Origin of the sequence: Pseudomonas viridiflava (assembly GCF_900184295.1) — a bacterium.
GTDB classification, from domain to species: domain Bacteria; phylum Pseudomonadota; class Gammaproteobacteria; order Pseudomonadales; family Pseudomonadaceae; genus Aquipseudomonas; species Aquipseudomonas viridiflava.
The window spans coordinates 3,451,617-3,473,743 of sequence record NZ_LT855380.1 but is presented as its reverse complement, the minus strand read 5'-3'; the positions used below and the strand labels follow the sequence as shown (position 1 = coordinate 3,473,743).

The following is a 22,127-nucleotide window of genomic DNA, read 5'->3' as shown; positions in this document are numbered from 1 at the left end:
AATGGCTATCACATCGCCCCTATATCCGGCCTGACCGTCTGCGAGCCTTCATGGATCGGCGGATGGGTCACGATATGTTTCAGATCGACAGCCGATGCCAGCAGTTTCTGCAGATCGGGACGCGGGCGACACACACGTGAATCTGCCGAGGTGGCCTGTTCCAGTGCATGAGCGCAGGCCATCAACGCGGCATCGCCCCGGAAGCCGCCAATCAGTTGCAGGCCGAACGGCATGCCGTTGTGATCGGTGCCGCAGGGCAGCGACAGGGCCGGATTGGTGGTCAGGGTGATGGTGTAGCAGAGCGCCAGCCAGCGGTAATAATTGTCCAGTTGCACGCCGTTGACTTCACGCAGGTACAGCTCGCTCCACGGGAACGGCGACACCGGCGTGGTCGGCGCAAGGATCAGGTCGTAACGCTCGAACTGCTTTTGAAAGCTGCGGAACAGACGACTCTGCTCGGCATGCGCTTTTACGCAATCCTGCAGCGACATGGCCGCGCCCATGTCGAAATTGGCGCGGGTGTTGGGGCCGAGTGCGTCGGGATCCTTGTCGTGGGCGTCCTGCAAACCCGCAACGAAGGCCTCGGCGCGAAGGACGTCGAATGTGCGATGCGCAGTGCCGAGGTTCAGGTCGATGGGCTCGCAGGATTTGAACAGCGATTTCAGGACGCCGATCTTTTCCCGGAACACTGCGCGGATCTGCTCGTCCACCGCGCAGGTGCCGAAGTCTTCGCTGTAGCCGATGCGCAATTGGCTCAGGTCGACGGTGCGCGGCGCAAACTCGTTGTCTGCCACTGCATAGCTCAGTGGGTCGGAGTGCGCCAGACCGGCGCTGGCACGCAGCTGCAGCAGCGTATCGGCGACGTTGCGTCCCATGGGACCGACCACCGACAGCGGCGTCCAGCCAAGTTTTTTGCGCTCGCTCGGCACCAGTCCGGGTGAAGGGCGCAGGCCGACGATGCCACACAGCGCCGCAGGGATGCGTAACGAGCCACCCGTGTCCGAGCCGCTGCACAATGGCACCATGTCCACCGCCAGCGCTGCGGCGGAACCCCCGGACGAGCCGCCCGCGTTCAGCTCGGGATTGAACGGGTTGCCGGTTGCGCCCCACACCACGTTGCGGGTGTTGGCGCCTGCGCCCAACTCCGGGACGTTGGTCTTGCCGACCATGATCGCCCCGGCGCTGCGCAGACGCGTCACCAGCAGGTTGTCCTGACGCGGAATATTGTCGCGAAACAGTTGCGAGCCGTAGGTGGTGAGGACGCCTGCGGTTTCTTCCAGGTCCTTGATCCCGATCGGCAGACCATGCAGCAAACCCAGCGGCTTGCCTTGCATCACGGCCTGTTCGGCCTGCACCGCTTCCTCCCGCGCCCGCTCGAAGCAGGTTGCGGCGAAGGCGTTGATCTTTGGGTTTAGGGTCTCAATGCGTTCGATGCTGGCGTTCAGCAGCTCGAGGGGCGACAGCTGTCGATTGCCTATAAGCGTGCGCAATTCGGTGGCAGATTTTTCCAGCAGGTCGGATGAAAAAGGCATGTGGTTTCCTCAAATAATAGGGCCAGCCCAGAGATGACACTGATCGTTCCCGCCCTCGCGCTCAAAGTGGGCGCGCAAGCCTTTGATGATCGTTCCCACGCTCTGCGTGGTAACGCCTCTCAGGACGCTCCGCGTCCGCTCTGGAATGTGACGCAGATGCGCGCCCAAGCTCCAGCGTTATCCACGTCATGCGCCCGGCTCACCGAATCCGCAATCTGTGCCATTTGTGACGCGGAGCGTCACGGGATGCATGCCCACGCGGAGCATGGGCACGATCAGTGTCGAGGCGGAGTTGTGCATAACGATGAGCGCAGAGCTAGGGAACAATCGCCCGATCATTCCGCCAACCCCACGATGGTCGCTACCAGCGCCTGACCGCGCGGCACGAGGGTGTCGAGCTCCAGGTATTCGCGGTCTGTATGCACCTTGCCGCCCACCGGCCCCAGTCCGCACAGGGTCGGGATGCCCAGGCTTGCGGTGAAGCCCGAGTCGGCACAGCCGCCGGTGAATTCGCCTTCCACGCTGAACCCCAGTTCCGCCGCGACGCTCTGGTAGCGCTGCAACAGGTCGGTGCTGTGCTGCGCTTCCATCGGCAGGAAGGTCGTGGCTTCCAGCAGTCTGGCCGAGGTGCCGGGCAGTTCCTCCGCGTCGACGATGGCCTGAATGGCCGTGAGTATGTCGTCCCACTGACGCAATTCGATAAAGCGCACGTCGAGTCTGGCTGTGGCGGTCGGAGCCACGGTATTGCTGGAGGTTCCGCCCGACATCAACCCGACGTTGGTGGTGATACCCGCCGCGTAGTCGGTCAGCGCATGCAGCTTGATCACCTTGTGTGCCAGCGCCTCAATGGCGCTGGCACCGTCGGCATGGTTGACGCCGGAGTGCGCAGCCCGGCCGCTGACTTCGATGACCAGCGTGGCGCCGCCTTTGCGGGCGCTGACCACATTGCCGCTGGCCCGGCCCGGCTCGGGATTGAGCACGGCCCGGGCGGCTCTGGCGTGTCGTTCGATGTGCACGCGTGCACTGCCTGAGCCGATCTCTTCGTCGCCGGTATACAGAATCTGCACCGGAAACGGCAGCGGACCGGCGCGCTTGAGTGCCTTGAGCGCAAAACAGTTCAGCACCAGACCGCCTTTCATGTCGGCAACGCCAGGGCCATACGCCAGCTTCTCGTCCCGCGTGTAACCACGGGTCGTGGTGGTGCCCTTGGGGAATACCGTGTCGCGATGACCCAACAACAGGACCGGCTTGCCCGGTCCACCGGGCAGTTCAGCCAGCAACACATCGCCAAAGCCCTCGACTGCAATGCGCTCTACACCTATCCCGTCGGCCTGCAACTGCGCCGCAAGCAGGTCGCCGACGGCATCGACACCGGCCTTGTCGTAGCTGTTGGAGTCGATGTCGACCAGTTGTTGCAGTAATGCCTCCATGGCGTCGAATTGCCCGGACAGCCATTGTGTTGCGTTCAGTTGTGCCTGATTCATTGGCCTGTTTCCTGTGCCTGATGTTCACGGGCCAGACGAGCGCCGTCATTGCCCAGGTCCCAGAATAGACCGGCCATGATCTGCAGGCTTTCTTTCACCACCGGGGCCAGCAGATGTTCATCGGGTGCATGCTGTGAGCAGGCCGGGTAGGAATGGGGCACCCAGACCGTCGGCAAACCGAGCACCTCGGCAAACACGTCATTGGGCAATGAACCGCCCAGATTGGGCAGCAGCGCAGGTTTCTTGCCGGTGGTTCTGCTCAGTGACTCCAGCGCCCAGCCGACCCACGGGCTGTCCGGTGACAGGCGCGTGGCATGCATGACGTCCATGCGCGTCTGCTTCACCTCCACCTGAGTAAAACCGTGCGCATCCAGATGCGCCCGCACGGCCGGAATGAACGTCGTGTAATCGCTGTCGACCACGAAGCGTATGTGGCACAGCGCATGGGCCTTGCCGGGAATGGCGTGGACCGGAGCATCAGGATTGCCGGTCTTGAAGGTCAGAACGTCCAGCGTGTTCCAGCCGAAGACTTTCTCGCTCAATGAAAGATCCGGCTCGCCCCAGTGCGGATCAATGACCGGATCGCCGGGCCCGCCGCCCACTTCGATATCGGCCAGTGCCGTACGCACCGCCTCGGGAATGGCGGTCGGCATCAGCCCCGCAACTTTGACCCGGCCGTGTTCGTCGACGAGGCTGGCGATGGCGTTGGCCAGAATGATGCCGGGGTTGGCCAACAGCCCGCCCCAGTTGCCGGAGTGATGCGCGCCATCGCGCAAGTGCACGCTGAGCTCGAAGTTGAAGACGCCACGCGAGCCGAGAAACAGCGTTGGCCTTGCCGCCGCCAGACGTGGTCCGTCGGAGGCGATGAAAATGTCGGCGGCCAGGTCTTCTGCGTGCTGCTGGCAAAACAGGCTCAACCCCGGTGATCCGTCTTCTTCGCCCATTTCCAGCAGCAGCTTGACGTTGAAACCCAGCTTGCCGCCCCGTGCCTTGAGCGTCTGCTCGAGCGCCGTAAGGTTGATCAGGTGCTGGCCCTTGTTGTCCGCTGTGCCCCGGCCATACCAGCGCTCGCCGCGCTCGACCACCTGCCAGGGCGACAGGCCCGGCTGCCATTGCGCATCGTAGCCGCGCACCACGTCGCCATGCCCGTAACTGAGCAGGGTCGGCAGGGACGGATCTTCGATTCGTGTGGCAATCAGCAGCGGGCCGCGCCCGGCCACCGGGTTGTCGTGAAGGCTGGCTGTGAAGCCCAGCCGCTCGACCTGCGGCGTGATGAAGTCGGTGAGGTAGCGGTACAACTCGGACAGGCTTTCCGGCTCCTGACTCTGGGTCGGGTACGCGACGCTCTCGCCGAGCAGGGCGAAGAACGCGCCGTTGTCGAACTGTTCGGTGACGTTGTCGATGGCGTGCGAACGGCTAGTCATGAGGGCATCAGCTCCAGGGTTTTCGGGGTGTCACGCAAATGGCAACGGACGGTTCCGCCTTCCAGCGTGTCGGTGGCGGGGTACTGGTTCTTGCAGACCGTCATGCAGCTTGGGCAGCGTGGATGAAACGCACAGCCCGACGGCGGCGACATGGGGTTGGGAAAGGCGCCCTGCAGGCCCAGTTCGGGAATGCCCAGATGCGGATCGGGTGTGAGCATCGAGTCCAGCAGCGCCTGGGTGTAGGGATGACCGGGCAGGGCAAACAGCGATTCGCGGGTGCGCTCCTCGACGATCTTGCCCAGGTACATCACAGCCACTCGGTCGGCCAGATGTTCGATGACCGCCAGGTTGTGACTGATCAGCAGATAGGTCAGGCCGAACTCCTGCTTGAGGTCCTGCAACAGATTGAGAATCTGCGCCTGAACCGACACGTCCAGCGCCGAGGTAGGTTCGTCGCAGATCAGCACATCGGGGCGCATCACCAGCGCCCGCGCAATCGCCACACGCTGGCGCTGGCCGCCGGACAACTGGCTGGGGTAACTGTCGATCACCCGCTTGGGCAGGCCGACCACGTCCATCATGTCTTCGGTGCGCTTGCGGCGTTCTGCGTTGCTGCCGATGTCGTGCACGATCAGCGGCAGGGTGACGATTTCGCGCAGGGTTTTGCGTGGATTAAGTGAAGAGTAGGGGTCCTGAAAGATCGGCTGAATGCGCCGCGCCATTTCCTTGCGGTCGGTGCCCGCCAGATGCTTGCCATTGACCAGCACGTCGCCGCTGCTGGGCGCCAGCAGACCCAGCAGCATCTTCGCCAGGGTACTTTTGCCGCAGCCGGATTCGCCGACCAGCCCAAGAGTTTCACCGCGCATCAGGCGCAGCGACACGCCATCGACGGCTTTCAATGTGGCAGTCGGTTTGAAGAAGCCCCGGCTGATGGTGAACTCGCGCCGGATGTCACACAGCTCCAGGGCGATGTCTTTTTTTAAGCCGGTTTTCAGTGCCTGATTCATGACCGTGCGCCCTCGCGATGAAACACCGGTTCCGCGCCCGGTGCCGCAAACAGGCAGCGGGTCATATGGTCGTGGTCGTTGATGGCCGGAACGTCGTCGGCGCAGGCTGGAATCGCCTGCGGGCAGCGGTTGCGAAACGCACAACCGTGCTGCTCGCCAACGAGGCTGGGCACCAGACCGGGAATCGAGCCCAAGGGTTGACCCGGTTGAGTGCGTCCCGGAATCGGAATGCTCGCCAGCAAGCCACGCGTATAAGGATGCTGCGGGTTTTCGAACAGCTCGACGGCAGGCGCGGTCTCGACGATCTGCCCGGCGTACATCACCGCCACGCGGTCGGCAATGCGCGCCACCAGTCCCAGGTCGTGGGTGATGAAGATCACCGCCAGCCCCAGTTCTTTCTGAAGGTCGCGGATCAGCCGCAGGATCTGCGCCTGAATGGTCACGTCCAGCGCCGTGGTGGGTTCGTCGGCGATGATCACATCCGGTTCGCACATCAGCGCCATGGCGATGATCACCCGCTGACGCAGACCTCCCGAAAGCTGATGCGGATACTGGCGCAAGCGTTCGGTGGCGTTGCTGATGCCGACCTTTTCCAGCATCTGCGCAGCCCGCAGCAGGGCCTCCTTGCGTGACACCTTGCGATGCCGGGTCAGCACTTCGCTGAGCTGATCGCCAATGCTGTAGGCCGGGTTGAGCGAGGTCATAGGCTCCTGAAAGATCATCGCCAGCCGGTTGCCGCGCAGGTCGCACATCTGCCGCTCGCTCTGGCCCAGCATGTCGATGCCGTCCAGACTCAGCCGGGTTGCGGTGCGCCGGGCCTTGCGAGGCAGCAGGTCCATGAGCGCCAGCGAGGTCAGGGATTTGCCGCAGCCCGACTCGCCGACGATGCACAACATCTCTCCTCGTTCGACCTGAAAGTCCAGGCCGCGTACCGCGTGCAGCGTGTCCTGCCCCAAGGGGATGTCGACACGCAGGTTTTCAACATGCAACAGCGCCATGTCCGAATCTCCTCTGTCAGTTGCGCCCGTCGGGCAGGATCAGATCACGCAGGCCGTCGCCGACCAGATTGATGCCCAGTACCAGCACCATCAGTGCGATACCGGGAATGGCGATGACCCATGGGGAAAAGAACATGTACGGCTTGCCTTCGGCGATCATCAGGCCCCAGGACGGAATCGGCGGTTGCACGCCGACGCCGAGGAACGACAGCGCCGACTCCAGCAGGATGGCGTGGGCCATTTCCAGCGTGGCGACCACGATCAGCGCACCGACCAGATTGGGCAGGATTTCACTGGCCAGAATGCGCAGGGTCGAGCAGCCGAGCGCCTGCGCCGAAGCGACGTACTCGGCATCACGAATCTGTTGCACGGCAGCACGCACCACCACGGCGAAGCGGTCCCACAACAGGCAGCCGAGGAGGATGATCACCACCTTCAGCGAACCGCCGATCAACGAAGCGGAGGCCAGCGCGATCATGACCACCGGCATCGCCAGACGCGTGGTGATCAGGTAGCTGATGACAGCGTCCACCTTGCCGCCGAAGTAACCGGCGAGCAGGCCCATGATGGTGCCGATGACGCCGGAAATCAGCGCCGCCGAGAACCCGATGAACAACGAAATGCGTGCCCCGTACAGCAAACGCGACAGGTAATCGCGGCCCAGTTTGTCGGTGCCGAGTACGTAGTCCCAGGTGCCGTTGGCCATCCATACCGGCGGTTTCATGCGCAGCATCACGTCCTGGGTGTAAGGGTCGTACGGCGCGAGCCACGGTGCGAACAGCGCGCCCAGCACGATGATCAGCAGCAATACGGCACCGATGGCAAAGCCGCGATGGCCAAAGCTCAGGCGCAACGTGCGCAAGACACTTCTGGCGGGCGGCTGGTAATCGTTGATCACCAGCGGCGAAGCGGTGGTTGTGCTCATGGAACCTCCTATTTCACGCGGATGCGCGGGTCGAGCAGTGCGTTGAGCACATCGGCCAGCAGGGTGAGGACGATGTAGATGACGGCAATCAACAGCACCACCGCCTGCACCACCGGGAAGTCGTCACGGGCAATTGCGTCCCAGGCCAGTTGGCCGATGCCTTGCAGCGAGAACACAGTTTCGATGACTACCGAGCCGCCGAGCATGAAACCGAATTCCACGGCGGCCAGCGCCACCACCGGAATCAGCGCGTTGCGCAGCGCATGCTTGAACAGCACTGTGCCGGGGCGCAGGCCCTTGGCGCGTGCGGTACGGATGTAATCGGAATTGAGCACGTCGAGCATCCCGGCACGGGTCAGACGCATGATGGCGGGCGTGGCGTAGTAGCCCAGCGCAATGGCGGGCATCACGAAATGCGCCCAGGTTGAATTACCCGACACGGGCAGCCATTTGAGCGTCACCGAGAACACCACGATCAGCATCAGTGCGAACCAGAAACTCGGCATCGCCTGACCCAGCACAGCGATGCTCAGTGCCAGCCGGTCGATCCAGGTGTCGCGTTTCACTGCCGCCAGAACGCCCAGCGGAATGGCGATCAACAGCGCGATGCTCAGCGCCATGGCACCCAGCCCCAGGGTGATCGACAGGCGAGATGCGATGAGGTTGTAGACCGACTCCTGAAAGAAGAACGAGTCGCCCAGATCGAGGCGCAACACATCACTCAGCCACTCGAAGTACTGGGTGACCAGCGGTTTGTTGAGGCCGTATTGCATGCGGATCTGTTCGATCTGCTCGCTGGTGGCTTCTGGACCGCCAATGGCGGTGGCCAGATCACCGGACAGGTGCAGCAGGGAAAAGCTGATCACCGAGACGGTAATCGCGACGCACAGGGCAATGCCCAGGCGGCGCAGCAGAAATCCAGACATGGCACGTGACCTTGTATCCATGGGATGACGGGGTGAGCCGCGCGGAGGGCGGTCACCCGTTCAGGGCATTACTTCCAGCTCGACAAAACGAAGCGCGGCAACTCGTCCGGGTACGGCTTGAAGTTCAGGTCCGAGACGTAGGCGTAATTCATCGAGTAGTTGAACAGCGGCGCCCAGTAGGCCTGTTCGCTGATGCGCTGCAACGCCTTGCGGTAGTTGTCCTTGCGCACCTGCGGGTCCAGTGCATTGTCGGCGGTCTGCAGCCAGCCCTGGACTTGCGGGTCCTTGATGTTGTCGTCGGGATTGCCCTTGAACCAGGTGCCTGCCGAGGCCGACGTGTCGAGGATCGAGAACGACCCCCATGCCTGGAACGACATCGGCACCTTGCCGCCGCGTTGCTGGTCCCGCAGGGCGGCGTATTTCAGGTAGCGAAGCTTGGCGTTGATGCCGACGGCGCGCAGGTTGCCGATGATCGCCTCGACGTAGTCACGGTCGCGGTAGGCGAAGATCTCGGTTTCAAAACCATTCGGGTAACCCGCTTCGGCCAACAGCGCCTTGGCTTTGGCCGGGTCGTAGTTGTAGACCGTGGCCGCCGTGGTGTCGCAGCCGAACTGGCCCGGATAGCAGGCGACCTGCAGCGGTTTGCTTTCGCCGCCCACCAGTTGCGAGGCCAGACCTTCGCGGTTGATGGCGTGGTTGATTGCCTGCCGCACCTTCAAATGCTTCATGGGCGAGTCGGCCGTAGACGTGCCGCGGGCATCGAGAATCAGAAAACCGATGCGCATTGTCGCGCCGCTGGTGACCACCAGATTGGGCATGGCCTTGAGATTTTCGGCCTGATCCGGCGCAACGCGCCAGGTCCAGTCGATGCCGCCGGTCATCAATTCGGCGAGTCGTGTTTCGGCGTCGGCGATTACCCGGAAGTTGATGTGGCTGATCTTTGGCTGGCCCTGCGGGCTGTCCTTGAAGTAGTCAGGGTTCTTGTCCATCTTCACGCCTTCGCCGGTCGCGATGGCGATGACCTTGTAAGGGCCAGTGCCGATAGGTTTTCGACTGAAGCCTGCAAGCCCGACCTGCTCGAAGTACTTTTTCGGAAACATCGGCACCGCGTTGGACAGGTATTCCAGTGCGGGTGGGAAGGGCTTTTTCAGGTGCAGGCGGACGCTGTAGTCACCGAGTTTTTCGGCGCTCTTGATCCAGTCGACGTTCTGCACGGTGACCACTTTGGATTCGGGAGACACAACGTAGTTGAGGGTGAACACCACGTCGTCGGCGGTGAACGGATCGCCGTTGTGGAACTTCACGCCTTCGCGCAGCTGAAAATCGATGGTGGTGTCATCGACCTGCTTCCAGCTGGTGGCGAGCATTGGCTCGTATTGACCGTTGTCGGGGTTGCGATAGACCAGGTTGTCCCAGATCAGGCGACCGAGGATCACGCCTTCGCGCAAGTCGTTGTGATAGGGGCTGATGTTCTCCGGCTCGCTGTCGGAGGCGTAAACCAGTGTGTCGTCGGCCTTGCCGGCGAACGCGGAAAAGCTGCTGAACAGGCCCAACAGCGCAATGCTGCGAGCGAAACCCTTGATGCCCATGCCGTGGTCTCCCTAAGGCAAAGTGATTGGATCAAAGGGCAGTGGGATCGCAAATGCGAGAAGAGGGGTATGTCTTGAGCGGCCATGATTTTCTTTTGGTCTAGCCGACGGCCTCGACACGACTCTAGGCAAAGCGTATCAATGCCACAAGTACAATATTTCGAACCTTTCATTGCCAAAAAGGCAACACAGGAGTCGCGATGCAGCTCTACGGCGTTCAATCCACGGCCCTGCGCTACTTTCTGGAAGTGGCGCGGTGCGGTTCGATCAGCGAGGCTTCAACCCGGCTCAATGTCGCGTCCTCGGCGGTCAGCCGACAGGTCAGCAAGCTGGAGCGAGAGCTGGATGCGGTGTTGTTCGAGCGTCAGGCGCGAGGGATGGTGCTCAGCGAGGCGGGTACCCGGCTGGCGGCCTACGCGCGCAAATCGCAGCTGGAAGCCGAGCAGGTGGTGCTGGAAATTACCGAGCTGCAGGGGTTGCAGCGGGGGCATGTGCGGCTGGCCTGTTCCGAAGGGTTTGCCCTCGATTTTCTGCCCCAGTGCATCGCCCGTTTCCGGCAAATCTATGAAGGCATCCACTTTTCCATGGAAGTCTGCGCACCCGCGCAGGCTACCGAGCGGGTGCGCTCGGGCGATGCGGACCTGTGCCTGACGTTCAGTCTCACGCCGCAGAATGAAATCAAGGTCGAGCACGTGCACAGCGGCGCGATCTGTGCGGTGGTCAGCCCCAACCATCCGCTGGCGTCACGCAAGGAAGTGGCGCTGGCCGAGCTGCAGCCCTACGCCATTGCCCTGACCAACACCGATACCACGCTGCGACAATTGTTCGACATCTGCTGCGGCGTGCAGGGCCTGATGTTCGATCCGGTGCTGACCAGCAACTACATCGGCGCGCTGCTGCGCTTTGTGAGTGAGGAGGGCGGCATCAGTCTGTCCAGCGAGATGACCCTGGACAAGCGCGTGCAGGAAAAACAACTCGTTTCCCTGCCGATCAGCGACGAGGGCATGAAGGCGCGGCGCATCGAACTGCAAAGCATGGCAGGGCGCAACCTGCCTGCGGCCGTGTCGGCATTCCGGGACTTTCTGATCGAGGAATTGATGAAGACCTGAAACCTGTCGCCGGATTTTCCGGCGAGTGTGTCCGTTGCGGTCAGGGCGGACCGCGTGTTCGGTTGATGCTGTCGGTATTGATGATGTTATAGTGTAACGAATCTGTGCGGGCTGATGGATGGCCCATGACATCAGGCATCGCGTTCCAAGCGAGGCCAGCCAACGAGACGACCGACTCACATGAACAACTCTCTCCCTGATGTTGCCCTGACGGAAGCGTCTTCGGCCCTGATCGCTCTCGACTGGGTCGGCATGCAAGCCATCGAAGTGCCGATACGTTTGAGCGAAGAGGGTGTCAGCCACTCGGTGCATGCCTTCGTGGACCTGCATGTTGATCTGGCCGACCCGAGTGTCAAAGGCATTCATATGTCGCGGCTGTATCGCCTGCTCGACCGCTTTGCCGAAGAGCGTGAGCTCAACGTCGCGTCCTTGTCGGACCTGCTCGAAGCGATGGTGGAAAGCCACGCCAGTTGCCGTTCCACCCGCTCGCGCATCAGGCTGAATTTCAACCTGCTGTGTCGCCGACCTGCGCTGGTCACTGAAGGGCTCAGCGGCTGGAAATCCTATCCGGTTACCCTTGAAGGCATCTGGGAAGCGGGGCGCCTGTGCCTGGATCTGTCGGTGGGCATTACCTATTCGTCTACCTGCCCGTGCTCGGCGGCGCTGTCGCGACAGTTGCTGGAAAGCGCGTTCATCGCCCATTTCGACCGTCAGACCTTTGTCGACACCATGCAGGTCGCTAACTGGTTGCGCGCCAACGGCTCGGTCGCCACGCCGCACAGCCAGCGCAGCGTGGCGACGGTTCAGGTACGTATTCCGGAGCATGCTACCGAGCTTGGTTTGATGGCGCTGATCGACACCACCGAGCGTGCCTTGGGGACGCCGGTCCAGACCGCCGTCAAGCGCGCCGATGAGCAGGCGTTCGCCCGGCTCAACGGCCAGAACCTGATGTACGTCGAAGACGCTGCCCGCAAGATCCAGCAGGCACTGGAAGGCCTGTACGCCGCTTCCAGCGTCAGCGTGCGCCATTTCGAAAGCCTGCACCCACATGATGCCGCTGCACAAACGTCCAATTACCTGACCTGAGGTTTGCCACCGTGATCCGTAAGAACCCGTCCGGCCATTTGCCGGTGATTGCCGAATCCGCTTACATCGACAAGACCGCGATCATCTGCGGCAAGGTCATCATCAAGGACAACGTCTTCGTCGGCCCCTATGCAGTGATCCGCGCCGACGAAGTCGATGCCACAGGCGACATGGAACCCATCGTGATCGGCGCCAACTCCAACATTCAGGACGGCGTGGTGATCCATTCCAAATCCGGCGCGGCAGTGACCATCGGCGAGTTCACCTCGATTGCCCACCGCTCCATCGTGCACGGGCCGTGTCAGGTCGGTGACCGGGTGTTCATCGGCTTCAACAGCGTGCTGTTCAACTGTCAGGTCGGCAATGGCAGCGTGGTGCGCCACAACTCGGTGGTTGACGGCCGCGACCTGCCGGAAAACTTTTACGTGCCGTCCACCACCCGGATCGGGCCTAATACCGACCTTTCGCAGTACCCGCCAGTGAGCATCTCGGCTTCGGAGTTTTCAGAAGACGTGGCGCACACCAACATCGATCTGGTGCGCGGCTACAAGGCGCTGCAGAACGAGTTTTAAACAGGGTCGAGGGGCTTCCCGTTCTGGATCGGGAAGCCTGCAACAGCCAGGACAATCGACACTGCCCACCCACCCACGGACCTTGACCCTTCATGACGACAGCTGTTCATCCTTCCCGTGCGCCGGCTTCCCGGCTGCGTTCCATCGATGCTCTTCGCGGGCTGATCATTCTTTTCATGCTGCTGGACCATGTGCGGGAAACCTTCTTTCTGCACCGTCAGGTGCTGGACCCGATGGAGGTGGCAAGCACCGAACCCGAGCTGTTCTTCAGCCGCCTGCTGGCCCATCTGTGTGCGCCGTTGTTTGTCCTGCTGACCGGGCTTTCGGCTTACCTGTATGGCGAGAAATACAGCGGCCGGGCGGACGTATCGGCATTCCTGCTCAAGCGCGGCCTGTTCCTGATCGCCCTCGAGTTCACGCTGGTGAGCTTTGCCTGGACCTTCCAGTTCCCGCCGACCGTTATCTACCTGCAGGTGATCTGGGCCATCGGCCTGAGCATGGTGGCGCTGTCGATGATGGTCTACCTGCCGCGCTGGGCGCTGGTGGTGATTGGCGTGGTGATCATTGCCGGTCATAACCTGCTGGATTCGCTGCACTTCGGCGTCGAGTCGGCGATGCACATTCCCTGGGCCATCCTGCATGACCGTGGCTGGATCGACGTCTCGGATAATCTGCGCTTGCGCACCTCGTACCCGCTGCTGCCGTGGATCGGCATCATCGCGCTGGGTTACGCCGCAGGCCCATGGTTCTCGGCGGGTTATGACGCCGCGTCACGCCGCGCCAAACTGTGGATGTGCGGTCTGGGTGCGCTGCTGGGCTTCCTGGTGCTGCGCCTGATCAATGGCTACGGTGAAAAACCGTGGAGCGTGGGCGAGACCGAACTGCAGACTGTGATGAGTTTTCTGAACATCACCAAATACCCGCCATCGTTACTGTTCATCAGCCTGACGCTGGGCATCGGCATGCTGATTCTGATCGCCTTTGAGCGCTCTCAGGAAAAGGGCTGGCTGCGCCCGCTCGTGGTGCTGGGTTCGGCACCGATGTTCTTCTACCTGCTGCACCTGTACGTGCTGAAGATCCTGTACCTGATTGCACTGGCGATCTGGGGCAAGAATCAGGGCAGTTACTTCGGCTTCGACCACATGTGGGGCGTTTGGCTGACGTCGATCGTGCTGGCGGTGATGCTGTTCCCGGCCGTGCGCTGGTTCGCGTCGCTTAAGGCACGTCGTCGGGATATTACCTGGTTGAAGTATTTGTAAGTCAGTGCGGCCGTGACACGGAGCCAAAAATGTGGGAGGCGCCACTACGTCTTCGACGTGGCGCTGTCGCGCAGCAAACTAGGTGGGAGCGGACTTGTCCGCGAAAAGGCCGGTACATCCGACGCATATGCGGTGGCTGAAACACTGCATTCGCGGACAAGTCCGCTCCCACGACGGCCGGTGTTTGATGCGCGACAGCGCTACGTCGAAGACGTGGTGGTGCCTACCACAGTCTTTGTTTTGCTGCCAGACAGTGCTGTGTCAGACGTAAAGAAGCATTTCGCAACCCTGTGTTCGCTGCGCATCAGCGCAGCGTGTCAGGCATCAATCGTGATGCGCTTCACCCACGAAAGTCAGCGAGGTGAACAGCCCACGCTCGGCGATATCGGCGTTGTCCTTCACCGGCAGCGTCACTTCGGCTGCGATGATGTTCAGGCCTTCGTTACGCACCACCACAGTGGCCATGCCCTGAGCATCGGTCTCGGCGCTGACCACGTCCGGCGCGCTGCGGTAATCACCGATCAGCTTGATGCCCGCAGCAGGTTTGCCATCGACCAGAACCTTGACCGGCAGCGGCTTGCCAACGCCGACCTTCAACGGATCGGCCTGCGGCACGATGACGAAGTTCAGCTTCTCGAACGTCGGCAGCTTCGCGCCTTCTTCGTAGATGGCCACGCTGTACTTGAAGGTGTGGATCGAGTCGGTGCCGTTGGGCACCTTGCTGCGTCCCTCATTGATCCATTTCTTCTCGGCGTTGCGGGTCCACATGCCGTTGTCCAGCGCGACCGACATCACGGCCGGCGGCTTGATCGGCACCAGGCGCGCGTGGTCGTCGAGACGTTGCACGGTCACCGGAATCATCCGGCCCTGAAGGTCATACGCCCAGGCGCCGCTGACTTTCTGCGCCTTGAACGCGTTGTCCTCGGCGCCGTGGCCGTAGACCACTTCGATGTTGCCGCGACGCTGTTCGGTCCACAGTCCATGGGCACTGACCTGAGCGGCGAACAGTGCGCTGAGCAGGCTCAGGGCCACGAGCGGTTTCGATGAAAGCATGATGCATCCTTGTTGTTTTAGTGATCAGAGATTCAGTGTGAGGCTGACCGTGAAGTTACGCGGCTCGCCTGGTGCGACCCAGTAATTGCTGAAGGAACGCTCGTAATATTTCTCGTCGAAAATATTGTTGAGGTTCAACCCCACGGTCACGTTGTCGCTGGCCTTGTAGTGGGCGAGCAAATCGACGGTCTGGTACGCAGGCAGCTCGAAGCGGGTGCCCGACTCGCCGGAGCGGTCGCCGACATAGGTGTAGGCGGCACCGATGTCCGAACCGCGCAACACGCCTTCCTGGAACTCGTAGACACCCAGCAGACTGCCGCTGTGCTTTGCCACGCCGAGGATTCGGCTGCCGGTTGGGATCGTGCGGTCACCCTTGGTGACTTCGGCGTCAATGTAAGCGAAGGCACCGATCACGCGAACCGCTTCGGTTACTTGCCCGGTGAATTGCAGGTCGAAACCCTGGCTGCGCGCTTTGCCCACGGCACGGTTGGTGTCGGTGGACGGGTCCAGGGCCAGCACGTTTTCCTTCTCGATGTGAAACGCCGACAGCGTGGTGCTCAGACGATCATCGAACAGTTCACTCTTGATACCCGCTTCGTAACCAATGCCTTCTTCCGGATCGAAGGTGTTGCCTGACGCGTCGAGCCCGTTATTGGGTTTGAACGAGGTCGAGACGTTGGTGAACAGACCGACCTGCGGCGTGAGCTGATACAGAAGCCCCGCACGCTGAGTGAACGCGTCGTGCCGCTGGCCGGACGTCCGGTTGGTGGTGTAGTCGTCGATCTGCTGATCGAAATGTTCGAAGCGCGCACCGATCATCCCGCGCAGCTTGTCGGTGAAAACGATCTGATCCTGCAGATTCAACGCACGGCTTTCGACATGCTCGAAAAAATCGGTGCCCGAGCGGGCACCATTGGGTTTCGGTTGGCCGTAAATTGGGTTGTAAAGATCGATGGCGTAGGTGGTGCCCGCTACCGGTGCGATGTTTGTGACGCGCTCGTTCTTGCGGTAGTTCTCGTATTCGGTGCCGATCAGCACTTCGTGCTCAAGGCCCATGCCCTCGAACCGGCCACGTAGTTCAAGCTGGGTGATGCTGTCGTGCCAGTTGTTGTCGCGCTCACGATAGCGGCGGTTGACGGTGCGGCCGTCGGCGCTCAGAGGACGCGATTCGCTGGCGTAACCCGACATCTCGCCCTGTTTGTAATGACTGGCCAGGCGTAACGACCAGGTGTCATTGAGCTGATGATCCAGCGCGAACTGGACCATGTTGTTGTCGTTATCGATGTCGTCGTCGGGTTCGCCGAGAAAGGTCGAGCGCGACACGCCGCTCCATTTGTTGTTGGGCGCGACGACGCCGCGGTCGAAGGTCGACGTATGACGGACGAACTCGGTTTCCACCAACAGGTGAGTGTCAGGATTCAATTGCCAGCTGAAGGAGGGCGCAACGAACACCCGTTTGCTTTCGACATGATCGCGAAAGCTGTTGTTGTCTTCGACTGCCAGATTGACCCGCGACAGCAGGTTGCCTTCCTCGTCCAGCGGCGTATTCACGTCCAGCGCCGTGCGGTAACGATCCCAGCTGCCAGCACTGGTCTGCAGGGTGGTGAAGGCTTCACGCTGTGGCTTCTTGGTGACGATGTTGACGGTACCGCCTGGATCACCACGGCCATACAGACTGGCAGCGGGACCCTTGAGGACCTCGATACGCTCGATGTTCGCCGCGTCGGGCGTGGCGGGGTAGCCACGGTTGGCGCTGAAACCGTCCTTGTAGAACTCGGAGGTGGTGAAGCCGCGAATGCTGTACTCGTAGAGCGTCAGACCACCGAAATTGTTCTGCTTCGACACGCCGCCAGCGAAGTCCAGCGCACGGTCGACGCTGTTGCTGCCCAGATCCTTCAGCACCGACGCAGGCACCACACTGATCGACTGCGGGATGTCCTTGATCGCGGTGTCGGTCTTGGTTGCGGTGGCGGAGCGGGTCGCGCGATAGCCCTGTACGGGGCTGGTTGCCGTTTCGTATTGATAGTCGGAGGTGACGTTGACGCTTTCCAGCTCGATGGTTTTTTGTTGTTCTTCCGCAAAACCGGTATTGCCGAGCATCCCGATGGCCAAGCCTGCCAGAGACGCAATTCTACGAGACGACATGTGAGACTTCCTGATAGTTATAGATACAATATAACATCTCTTATGAGAATTGTTTCCATACAGGCATGTCGTGAACGAACAAATTTTGCAGCGCCCGACGCAGCAGAATGCTTGACGATTCAACGCATCAGAACGGGGGGGAGAGGATTCAAGATTCAAACGAACGGAGCGCGGCCCCGTTCGTGTCCTGCCGGGATGAGACGTGATTACTTGACGCGGTTGCTGAGGGTGCTGACCGTGCCTTTCAGCGAATTGAGTTCACTTCGCGTGTTGCTGATATCGTTTTTGAGGCTGGAAAGGTCGCTGCTGCTGGCGCTGGAACCGGAATTGCGCTTCAAGTCACTGACCTGACTCTGCAGCGCTGCGAGCGCGCGGCTCTGATCGTCGATCTTGCTTTTAAGGCCGGAAACATCACTGTCGCTGCTGCGCGACTGGCTGCTGTTGTTGCGCTTGAGTTCCTCGATCAGGCGCGCCTGGGCCTCGACGGTCTGTTTCAGACTTTCAATCTTTGCCGCATTCTGTTTGGAGTCGTTCAGCAGCGCCTGCAGATCACCCAGGGTGACGTTGGTGCTGCGTACGGAGTAAGCCGAACTGACCGCCTCGTAATGGGTCGCGGCCAGATTGTCCTGACTGGACGCGCTACCAGAGTTGAATTCGAGTGCTTGCGCCTGCGAAAAGGCCAGACTGCTTATCAATAACGCCGCGAAACGAAAACCCCAACGCGATGAAAAAGAATGACTAGCCATTACCTGAATTTCCTTGTCGGGTGCCGAAAGTGGCACATTGATATGACTGAAATTCAGGTGTCTGGTTCATGACCTGCCAAGGTTTATTTCTGTCCTCAACTGCCCTGTAACGGCTTCTCATCCTGGAAGAAATAGTCCTTCCATGACGCCGGCCTGTTCTTGATCGCGCCGACGCGGTACAGGAACTCGGCCAGTGGATAGGTGTTTTTCGGGGTGATGGTGAACTGGAGTTCCGGCTGGTCGATGATCTTGAGCAGCTCGGCCCGGTCGATTTTCGATTTCGTCACGCGGATGTAGGTGTCGGCGGCGGCACCGATATCCTTGCGGACGAACTGCTCGGCTTCGCTCAGCGCCTCGATGAACGCTTTGTAGGTCTTGGGGTTCTCGTTACGGAATTTTTCGGTGGCAAACAGCACGGTCGGTGAGTTCGGGCCGAACAGGTCGTAAGTGTTCAACACAACATGCACGTTGGGGTTGCGCAGTTCCTGATCCTGGTAGGGCGGGTTGGAGAAGTGTCCGGTCAGCTCAGTGCCACCGGCAATCAGGCTGGCGGCGGCGTCCGGGTGCGGCAGGCTGATAGTGTATTTGTCGAGCCGCGCGAACTCCTTGTCGCCCCACTGTTTGGCCGCAGCATATTGCAGGTAGCGTGACTGCACCGAAACGCTGACGGCGGGCACGGCGATTCGGTCTTTTTCGGTGAAGTCGGCGATGGTCTTCACCTTGGGATTATTGCTCACCAGGTAATACGGAAAGTTGCCGAGTGATGCGACAGCTTTGACGTTCTGCCGACCGTGGGTGCGGTCCCAGATGGTCAGCAGCGGGCCGACGCCTGCACCGGCAATGTCGATAGAGCCGGACAGCAGGGCATCGTTGACGGCCGAGCCGCCGGACAATTGGGTCCAGTCGACCTTGATCTCCAGACCGTCTTGCTTGCCATGTTTTTCAATCAACTGTTGATCGCGCACCACGTTAAGCAGCAGATAGACAATCCCGAACTGCTCGGCGATGCGGATTTCCCCTTCGGCCTGTGCCGTGGCCGGAGCCAGCAGTGAACCTGCAATCAGTGTGGCCGCAAGGCCTAGGGCCGTGGCGAGACGTGAGGTTCGTTTGTCGATCGTTGCCATGTGCTGCTCCAGTCACAGGAATGTTTTTCGAGATTAACGCTATAAGAAATATTTTTTAAATAACGTTAATGAATAACCATAAGCCGCTCTAACAGGCGATTCATGCCAGCTGAAAGTGCCGGTCCCACAGCGGCGATACGTCAATCCGTTCGTTCAGCACCCCCGCTTCGAAAAACACATCAGCCACTTCCTGTTGCGAGGCGATGGCCTGATCGTCAATCGCCCTGAGCTTCCATGGTTGGCTGCGGCTGGCGATCTGATCGGCGAACACGGCCTTGTCGATGCCCAGCAGTTGCCCGGACTTCTCTGCCCATTCCTCAGGGTGATCGTTGATCCATTCCAGCGTCTGGCGCTGACGCGTGAGGTAGTCGGTGATGGCCTGACGACGCAGCGGATCGGCCAGTGCGGCAGGACGGGCGGCCAGCAGGTAGTTGCCGGACAAATAGCCCTGCGCGGTTTTCAGCACCCGCGCACCGCTGCGAAATTTGGCGAGCTGGATGAAGGTGCCGTACGTCACCCAGGCGTCGAGCTGGCCGCTTTGAAAGGCGGTGAAGCCGTCCTGCGGTGTGAGCGCGATGGCCTTGACGTCATCCATGCTCAGGCCCTGTTCCTTGAGCGCCTTGATCAGGAAGTAATGGGCCGTGGTGGCTTTGACATAGCCGACACGCTTGCCCCGCAACCCGGCGACCGATTCGATGCGTGAGTCTTTGGGGATCAGAAACACCTGGTTGTTGACGTCGCCTTCCATCACCGCGATCAGTCTGGGTTGACGATGGCTCTGGATCGAAAAGATCGGCGGTATCTCGCTCATCGAGCCAATGTCGATACTGCCCGAGGCTATCGCTTCGACAATGAGATTGCCGCCCGGAAACTCGGAAAACTGCACCGTGTAAGGCCGTTTGTCGTTGCCGGCGTTTTCATTGAAATTGGCGTCTCCGCCTCGGTAGGTCGCGACCTGTAGGGTCAGGTCAGCCAGTGGATCCTGAGCGAACAGGCGGGGCGTCAGACCCAGTGTCGTGGCACCGAGGGTCACGGCGCTGGCCGTCAGGAAACTTCTTCGGTTGAACGTTTTGCTCATTCGGTCTCGTCCATGCGGTCCGGCTAGCCAGAAAGGAGTCCTGTTTCTGAAGCAATCAGAAACGTCGAGCATCGATGTAAGCATAACGTCGAGTTTTAATATTCTACTTTTTTATAATTAGCTTATAAGTAAATGTGCTTTTTAAATGATTTCTTAGGCGCATAGTCTTGCTCCATCGCCTTCGCATAGTCAGGGACATCATCATGAGCAACGTCAGCGCATTGCCGATTCAGCCGGACACGGCATCCTCGTCCGGCGTCAGCGTGCAGAACAGGGTTTCGCCGCAAGAGTGGGAGGTCCGGGTCAAGCTTGCCGCGGCCTATCGGCTCGCATCCCTCAAACGCTGGACCGATCACATCTACACGCACTTTTCCGCCCGCGTGCCGGGGCCGGACGAGCACTTCCTGATCAATCCCTTCGGCCTGCTGTTCGACGAGATCACGGCCTCCAATCTGGTCAAGGTCGATATCGATGGGACGGTTGTCGATGACCCGACCGGGCTGGGCATCAATTACGCAGGCTACGTGATCCACAGCGCCATTCACGCTGCGCGTCACGATTTGCAGGCTGTGCTGCACACCCATACCCGCGACGGCATCGCGGTGTCGGCGCAAAAAGACGGCCTGCTGCCTATTTCCCAACACGCCATCGCCTTTTCCGGTCGCGTGGCGTACCACGGTTATGAAGGCATCGCGCTGGATCTGGACGAGCGCGAACGGCTGGTGGCGGACCTTGGTGACAAGAGCGTGATGATCCTGCGCAACCACGGGCTGCTGACCGGCGGCGTCAGTGTCGAGCACGCCTTTCAGCAACTGCACAATCTTGAATACGCCTGCAATATCCAGATTGCCGCGCAGTCGGCGGGCAATGCGGAACTGGTGATTCCGCCGCGTGAGGTCATTGCCAAGGTGGAAGAGCAGGCCAAAGTCATCAAGGACGGGCACGGTCCGGGTGTGTCGCGACACTGGAACGCGCTGATCCGTGAACTGGAACGCACCGGCACCGACTACAAGACCTGAATGATGGATCACCCGCACAAGGACGCACAGTAATGGGTTTCACCTATTGGGTCAGAAGCTGCGCCGCCGTGCTGGCATTCAGTGCGCTGATCGGCTGCGGTAATGAAGACCGGCAAGTGGTTTCCAGCAACGAAACCGTGGACTGGTCGAAGGTAAAGCTGGTGCTGGGCGATCAGGCGAAGGGACTGCGCACAGTGGTCGAGGCATCAAAGGCTTTCGACGGCGTGCCCTATCAGATCGAATGGGCCAACTTTCAGGGCGCAGCTCCTTTGTTCGAAGCCTTGCGCGCCGGTGCGGTCGATCTGGCACCTGCCGGTGACACGCCGGTGCTGGCGGCGGCAACGGGCGGCGCGCCGTTACGCATCGTTGCGGTACGTCGCAGCCAGGCGCGCAGCATTGCCATTCTGGTGCCCAAGGACTCCCCGATTCAGACCGTGGCCGACCTGAAAGGGCGCAACGTGGTGATCTCATCGGCGCGTGGCAGCATCTCTCAGTACCTGTTGATCCGGGCACTGGCCAATGCCGGTGTCAAAGAAACGGATGTGAACATCGGTTTCGTCATGCCGACTGACGCGCTGCCCGCCTTCAATGCGGGCAAGATCGAAGCCTGGGCAACGTTCGGCGTCTATCAGGCGTTTGCCGAAGAGCAGGGTGCCCGCGTATTGCTCAGCGGCGAGGGCATCAATACCGGCCTGACCTTCATCACCGCCTCGGACGAAGTACTGATCGATCCCGTCCGGCGTCAGGCCATCAACGACGTGCTCAAGCGTCTGGCCAAGGCGTTGGACTGGGCACGCAACAACACCGATCAGTACGCCGAGGTCTTTGCCAGGGTCAACGACATTCCGCTGCCGGTGTCGCGTCGATTGCAGAGCTGGGGCATCGAAGCACTGGAACCGGTCGAAGACCGTGACGTCGACGCCCTGCAGCAAGTCGATGATCTTTTCGTCGAGAAGAAAATCTTTCCTCATGCCGTCAAGGTTGCAGAGCTGGTGGACCGGCAGGCATTCGAGAAGAGTCGGGATATCACCTTGCGATGATGCCAGCCGCC

General features: G+C 60.8%; 19 protein-coding genes. 6 read left to right on the top strand and 13 right to left on the bottom strand.

Features of this window, described 5'->3' with window-relative positions; genetic code table 11:
* Window positions 1–8: 8 nt before the first annotated feature.
* The 8 genes from CFBP1590_RS15575 to CFBP1590_RS15540 form a co-directional block, all read right to left on the bottom strand.
* Window positions 9–1,532: an amidase gene (locus CFBP1590_RS15575; protein ID WP_088235458.1), complete on the bottom strand. Its 1,524-nt coding sequence runs from the start codon at window positions 1,530–1,532 to the stop codon at window positions 9–11.
* 335 nt (window positions 1,533–1,867) lie between these two features.
* The gene (locus CFBP1590_RS15570; RefSeq protein WP_058431739.1) at window positions 1,868–3,016 is read right to left on the bottom strand and encodes a M20 family metallopeptidase; all 1,149 of its coding nucleotides are present in this window, start codon (window positions 3,014–3,016) and stop codon (window positions 1,868–1,870) included.
* The gene (locus CFBP1590_RS15565) at window positions 3,013–4,440 is read right to left on the bottom strand and encodes a M20 family metallopeptidase (RefSeq protein ID WP_088235457.1); all 1,428 of its coding nucleotides are present in this window, start codon (window positions 4,438–4,440) and stop codon (window positions 3,013–3,015) included. Before CFBP1590_RS15565 ends, CFBP1590_RS15570 begins: the two co-directional genes overlap by 4 nt.
* Window positions 4,437–5,447, bottom strand: a complete 1,011-nt coding sequence (locus CFBP1590_RS15560) for an ABC transporter ATP-binding protein (protein WP_088235456.1) — start codon at window positions 5,445–5,447, stop codon at window positions 4,437–4,439. The genes CFBP1590_RS15565 and CFBP1590_RS15560 overlap by 4 nt, the downstream gene beginning before the upstream one ends.
* Window positions 5,444–6,445, bottom strand: coding sequence for an ABC transporter ATP-binding protein (locus tag CFBP1590_RS15555; RefSeq protein ID WP_088235455.1), 1,002 nt, complete (start codon window positions 6,443–6,445; stop codon window positions 5,444–5,446). Before CFBP1590_RS15555 ends, CFBP1590_RS15560 begins: the two co-directional genes overlap by 4 nt.
* Before the next feature lie 16 nt (window positions 6,446–6,461).
* On the bottom strand, window positions 6,462–7,370 hold the full coding sequence (locus CFBP1590_RS15550) for an ABC transporter permease (RefSeq protein ID WP_029242088.1): 909 nt from the start codon (window positions 7,368–7,370) through the stop codon (window positions 6,462–6,464).
* Between the two features lie 8 nt (window positions 7,371–7,378).
* Window positions 7,379–8,296 carry an ABC transporter permease gene (locus CFBP1590_RS15545; protein WP_088235454.1) on the bottom strand — a complete coding sequence of 306 codons (918 nt, stop codon included), beginning with the start codon at window positions 8,294–8,296 and terminating at the stop codon, window positions 7,379–7,381.
* Window positions 8,297–8,364: 68 nt separating this feature from the next.
* A complete protein-coding gene (locus CFBP1590_RS15540) occupies window positions 8,365–9,885 on the bottom strand; it encodes an ABC transporter substrate-binding protein (protein WP_004885230.1) in 1,521 nt (506 codons plus the stop codon).
* Between the two features lie 200 nt (window positions 9,886–10,085).
* On the opposite strand from CFBP1590_RS15540, the gene CFBP1590_RS15535 reads away from it, so the two are divergent.
* From CFBP1590_RS15535 to CFBP1590_RS15520, 4 genes are all read left to right on the top strand, one after another.
* Window positions 10,086–10,994 carry a LysR substrate-binding domain-containing protein gene (locus CFBP1590_RS15535; RefSeq protein WP_088235453.1) on the top strand — a complete coding sequence of 303 codons (909 nt, stop codon included), beginning with the start codon at window positions 10,086–10,088 and terminating at the stop codon, window positions 10,992–10,994.
* Window positions 10,995–11,174: 180 nt separating this feature from the next.
* Entirely contained in the window at window positions 11,175–12,080 is a 906-nt protein-coding gene (gene folE2, locus CFBP1590_RS15530; protein WP_025995420.1) for a GTP cyclohydrolase FolE2, read from the top strand.
* An 11-nt stretch (window positions 12,081–12,091) separates the two neighbouring features.
* Complete coding sequence (locus CFBP1590_RS15525; protein ID WP_004885233.1) at window positions 12,092–12,652, top strand: gamma carbonic anhydrase family protein; 561 nt, start codon at window positions 12,092–12,094, stop codon at window positions 12,650–12,652.
* A 92-nt stretch (window positions 12,653–12,744) separates the two neighbouring features.
* On the top strand, window positions 12,745–13,911 hold the full coding sequence (locus CFBP1590_RS15520) for an acetyltransferase domain-containing protein (RefSeq protein ID WP_088235452.1): 1,167 nt from the start codon (window positions 12,745–12,747) through the stop codon (window positions 13,909–13,911).
* Between the two features lie 324 nt (window positions 13,912–14,235).
* Here CFBP1590_RS15520 and CFBP1590_RS15515 read toward each other — a convergent pair whose 3' ends face one another.
* The 5 genes from CFBP1590_RS15515 to CFBP1590_RS15495 all read right to left on the bottom strand — a co-directional run bounded on the left by CFBP1590_RS15515 (window position 14,236) and on the right by CFBP1590_RS15495 (window position 20,057).
* Window positions 14,236–14,964, bottom strand: coding sequence for a DUF4198 domain-containing protein (locus tag CFBP1590_RS15515; protein ID WP_004885236.1), 729 nt, complete (start codon window positions 14,962–14,964; stop codon window positions 14,236–14,238).
* Between the two features lie 24 nt (window positions 14,965–14,988).
* Window positions 14,989–17,109, bottom strand: a complete 2,121-nt coding sequence (locus tag CFBP1590_RS15510) for a TonB-dependent siderophore receptor (RefSeq protein WP_088235451.1) — start codon at window positions 17,107–17,109, stop codon at window positions 14,989–14,991.
* A gap of 206 nt (window positions 17,110–17,315) precedes the next feature.
* On the bottom strand, window positions 17,316–17,855 hold the full coding sequence (locus CFBP1590_RS15505; protein ID WP_231991729.1) for a hypothetical protein: 540 nt from the start codon (window positions 17,853–17,855) through the stop codon (window positions 17,316–17,318).
* Window positions 17,856–17,950: 95 nt separating this feature from the next.
* The gene (locus CFBP1590_RS15500; protein ID WP_082654230.1) at window positions 17,951–18,979 is read right to left on the bottom strand and encodes an ABC transporter substrate-binding protein; all 1,029 of its coding nucleotides are present in this window, start codon (window positions 18,977–18,979) and stop codon (window positions 17,951–17,953) included.
* A 100-nt stretch (window positions 18,980–19,079) separates the two neighbouring features.
* Window positions 19,080–20,057: an ABC transporter substrate-binding protein gene (locus CFBP1590_RS15495; protein ID WP_088235450.1), complete on the bottom strand. Its 978-nt coding sequence runs from the start codon at window positions 20,055–20,057 to the stop codon at window positions 19,080–19,082.
* A 203-nt stretch (window positions 20,058–20,260) separates the two neighbouring features.
* On the opposite strand from CFBP1590_RS15495, the gene CFBP1590_RS15490 reads away from it, so the two are divergent.
* Together CFBP1590_RS15490 and CFBP1590_RS15485 are read left to right on the top strand one after the other, a co-directional pair.
* Window positions 20,261–21,076 carry a class II aldolase/adducin family protein gene (locus tag CFBP1590_RS15490; RefSeq protein ID WP_088235449.1) on the top strand — a complete coding sequence of 272 codons (816 nt, stop codon included), beginning with the start codon at window positions 20,261–20,263 and terminating at the stop codon, window positions 21,074–21,076.
* 32 nt (window positions 21,077–21,108) lie between these two features.
* Entirely contained in the window at window positions 21,109–22,116 is a 1,008-nt protein-coding gene (locus CFBP1590_RS15485) for an ABC transporter substrate-binding protein (protein WP_088235448.1), read from the top strand.
* Window positions 22,117–22,127: the final 11 nt, after the last annotated feature.

What these genes read in the sequence shown, in the direction of transcription:
- CFBP1590_RS15575 (WP_088235458.1), bottom strand. Translation starts at nt 1,532, where the DNA reads ATGCCTTTTTCATCCGACCTGCTGGAAAAATCTGCCACCGAATTGCGC.
- CFBP1590_RS15570 (WP_058431739.1), bottom strand. Translation starts at nt 3,016, where the DNA reads ATGAATCAGGCACAACTGAACGCAACACAATGGCTGTCCGGGCAATTC.
- CFBP1590_RS15565 (WP_088235457.1), bottom strand. Translation starts at nt 4,440, where the DNA reads ATGACTAGCCGTTCGCACGCCATCGACAACGTCACCGAACAGTTCGAC.
- CFBP1590_RS15560 (WP_088235456.1), bottom strand. Translation starts at nt 5,447, where the DNA reads ATGAATCAGGCACTGAAAACCGGCTTAAAAAAAGACATCGCCCTGGAG.
- CFBP1590_RS15555 (WP_088235455.1), bottom strand. Translation starts at nt 6,445, where the DNA reads ATGGCGCTGTTGCATGTTGAAAACCTGCGTGTCGACATCCCCTTGGGG.
- CFBP1590_RS15550 (WP_029242088.1), bottom strand. Translation starts at nt 7,370, where the DNA reads ATGAGCACAACCACCGCTTCGCCGCTGGTGATCAACGATTACCAGCCG.
- CFBP1590_RS15545 (WP_088235454.1), bottom strand. Translation starts at nt 8,296, where the DNA reads ATGTCTGGATTTCTGCTGCGCCGCCTGGGCATTGCCCTGTGCGTCGCG.
- CFBP1590_RS15540 (WP_004885230.1), bottom strand. Translation starts at nt 9,885, where the DNA reads ATGGGCATCAAGGGTTTCGCTCGCAGCATTGCGCTGTTGGGCCTGTTC.
- CFBP1590_RS15535 (WP_088235453.1), top strand. Translation starts at nt 10,086, where the DNA reads ATGCAGCTCTACGGCGTTCAATCCACGGCCCTGCGCTACTTTCTGGAA.
- folE2 (WP_025995420.1), top strand. Translation starts at nt 11,175, where the DNA reads ATGAACAACTCTCTCCCTGATGTTGCCCTGACGGAAGCGTCTTCGGCC.
- CFBP1590_RS15520 (WP_088235452.1), top strand. Translation starts at nt 12,745, where the DNA reads ATGACGACAGCTGTTCATCCTTCCCGTGCGCCGGCTTCCCGGCTGCGT.
- CFBP1590_RS15515 (WP_004885236.1), bottom strand. Translation starts at nt 14,964, where the DNA reads ATGCTTTCATCGAAACCGCTCGTGGCCCTGAGCCTGCTCAGCGCACTG.
- CFBP1590_RS15510 (WP_088235451.1), bottom strand. Translation starts at nt 17,109, where the DNA reads ATGTCGTCTCGTAGAATTGCGTCTCTGGCAGGCTTGGCCATCGGGATG.
- CFBP1590_RS15505 (WP_231991729.1), bottom strand. Translation starts at nt 17,855, where the DNA reads ATGGCTAGTCATTCTTTTTCATCGCGTTGGGGTTTTCGTTTCGCGGCG.
- CFBP1590_RS15500 (WP_082654230.1), bottom strand. Translation starts at nt 18,979, where the DNA reads ATGGCAACGATCGACAAACGAACCTCACGTCTCGCCACGGCCCTAGGC.
- CFBP1590_RS15495 (WP_088235450.1), bottom strand. Translation starts at nt 20,057, where the DNA reads ATGAGCAAAACGTTCAACCGAAGAAGTTTCCTGACGGCCAGCGCCGTG.
- CFBP1590_RS15490 (WP_088235449.1), top strand. Translation starts at nt 20,261, where the DNA reads ATGAGCAACGTCAGCGCATTGCCGATTCAGCCGGACACGGCATCCTCG.
- CFBP1590_RS15485 (WP_088235448.1), top strand. Translation starts at nt 21,109, where the DNA reads ATGGGTTTCACCTATTGGGTCAGAAGCTGCGCCGCCGTGCTGGCATTC.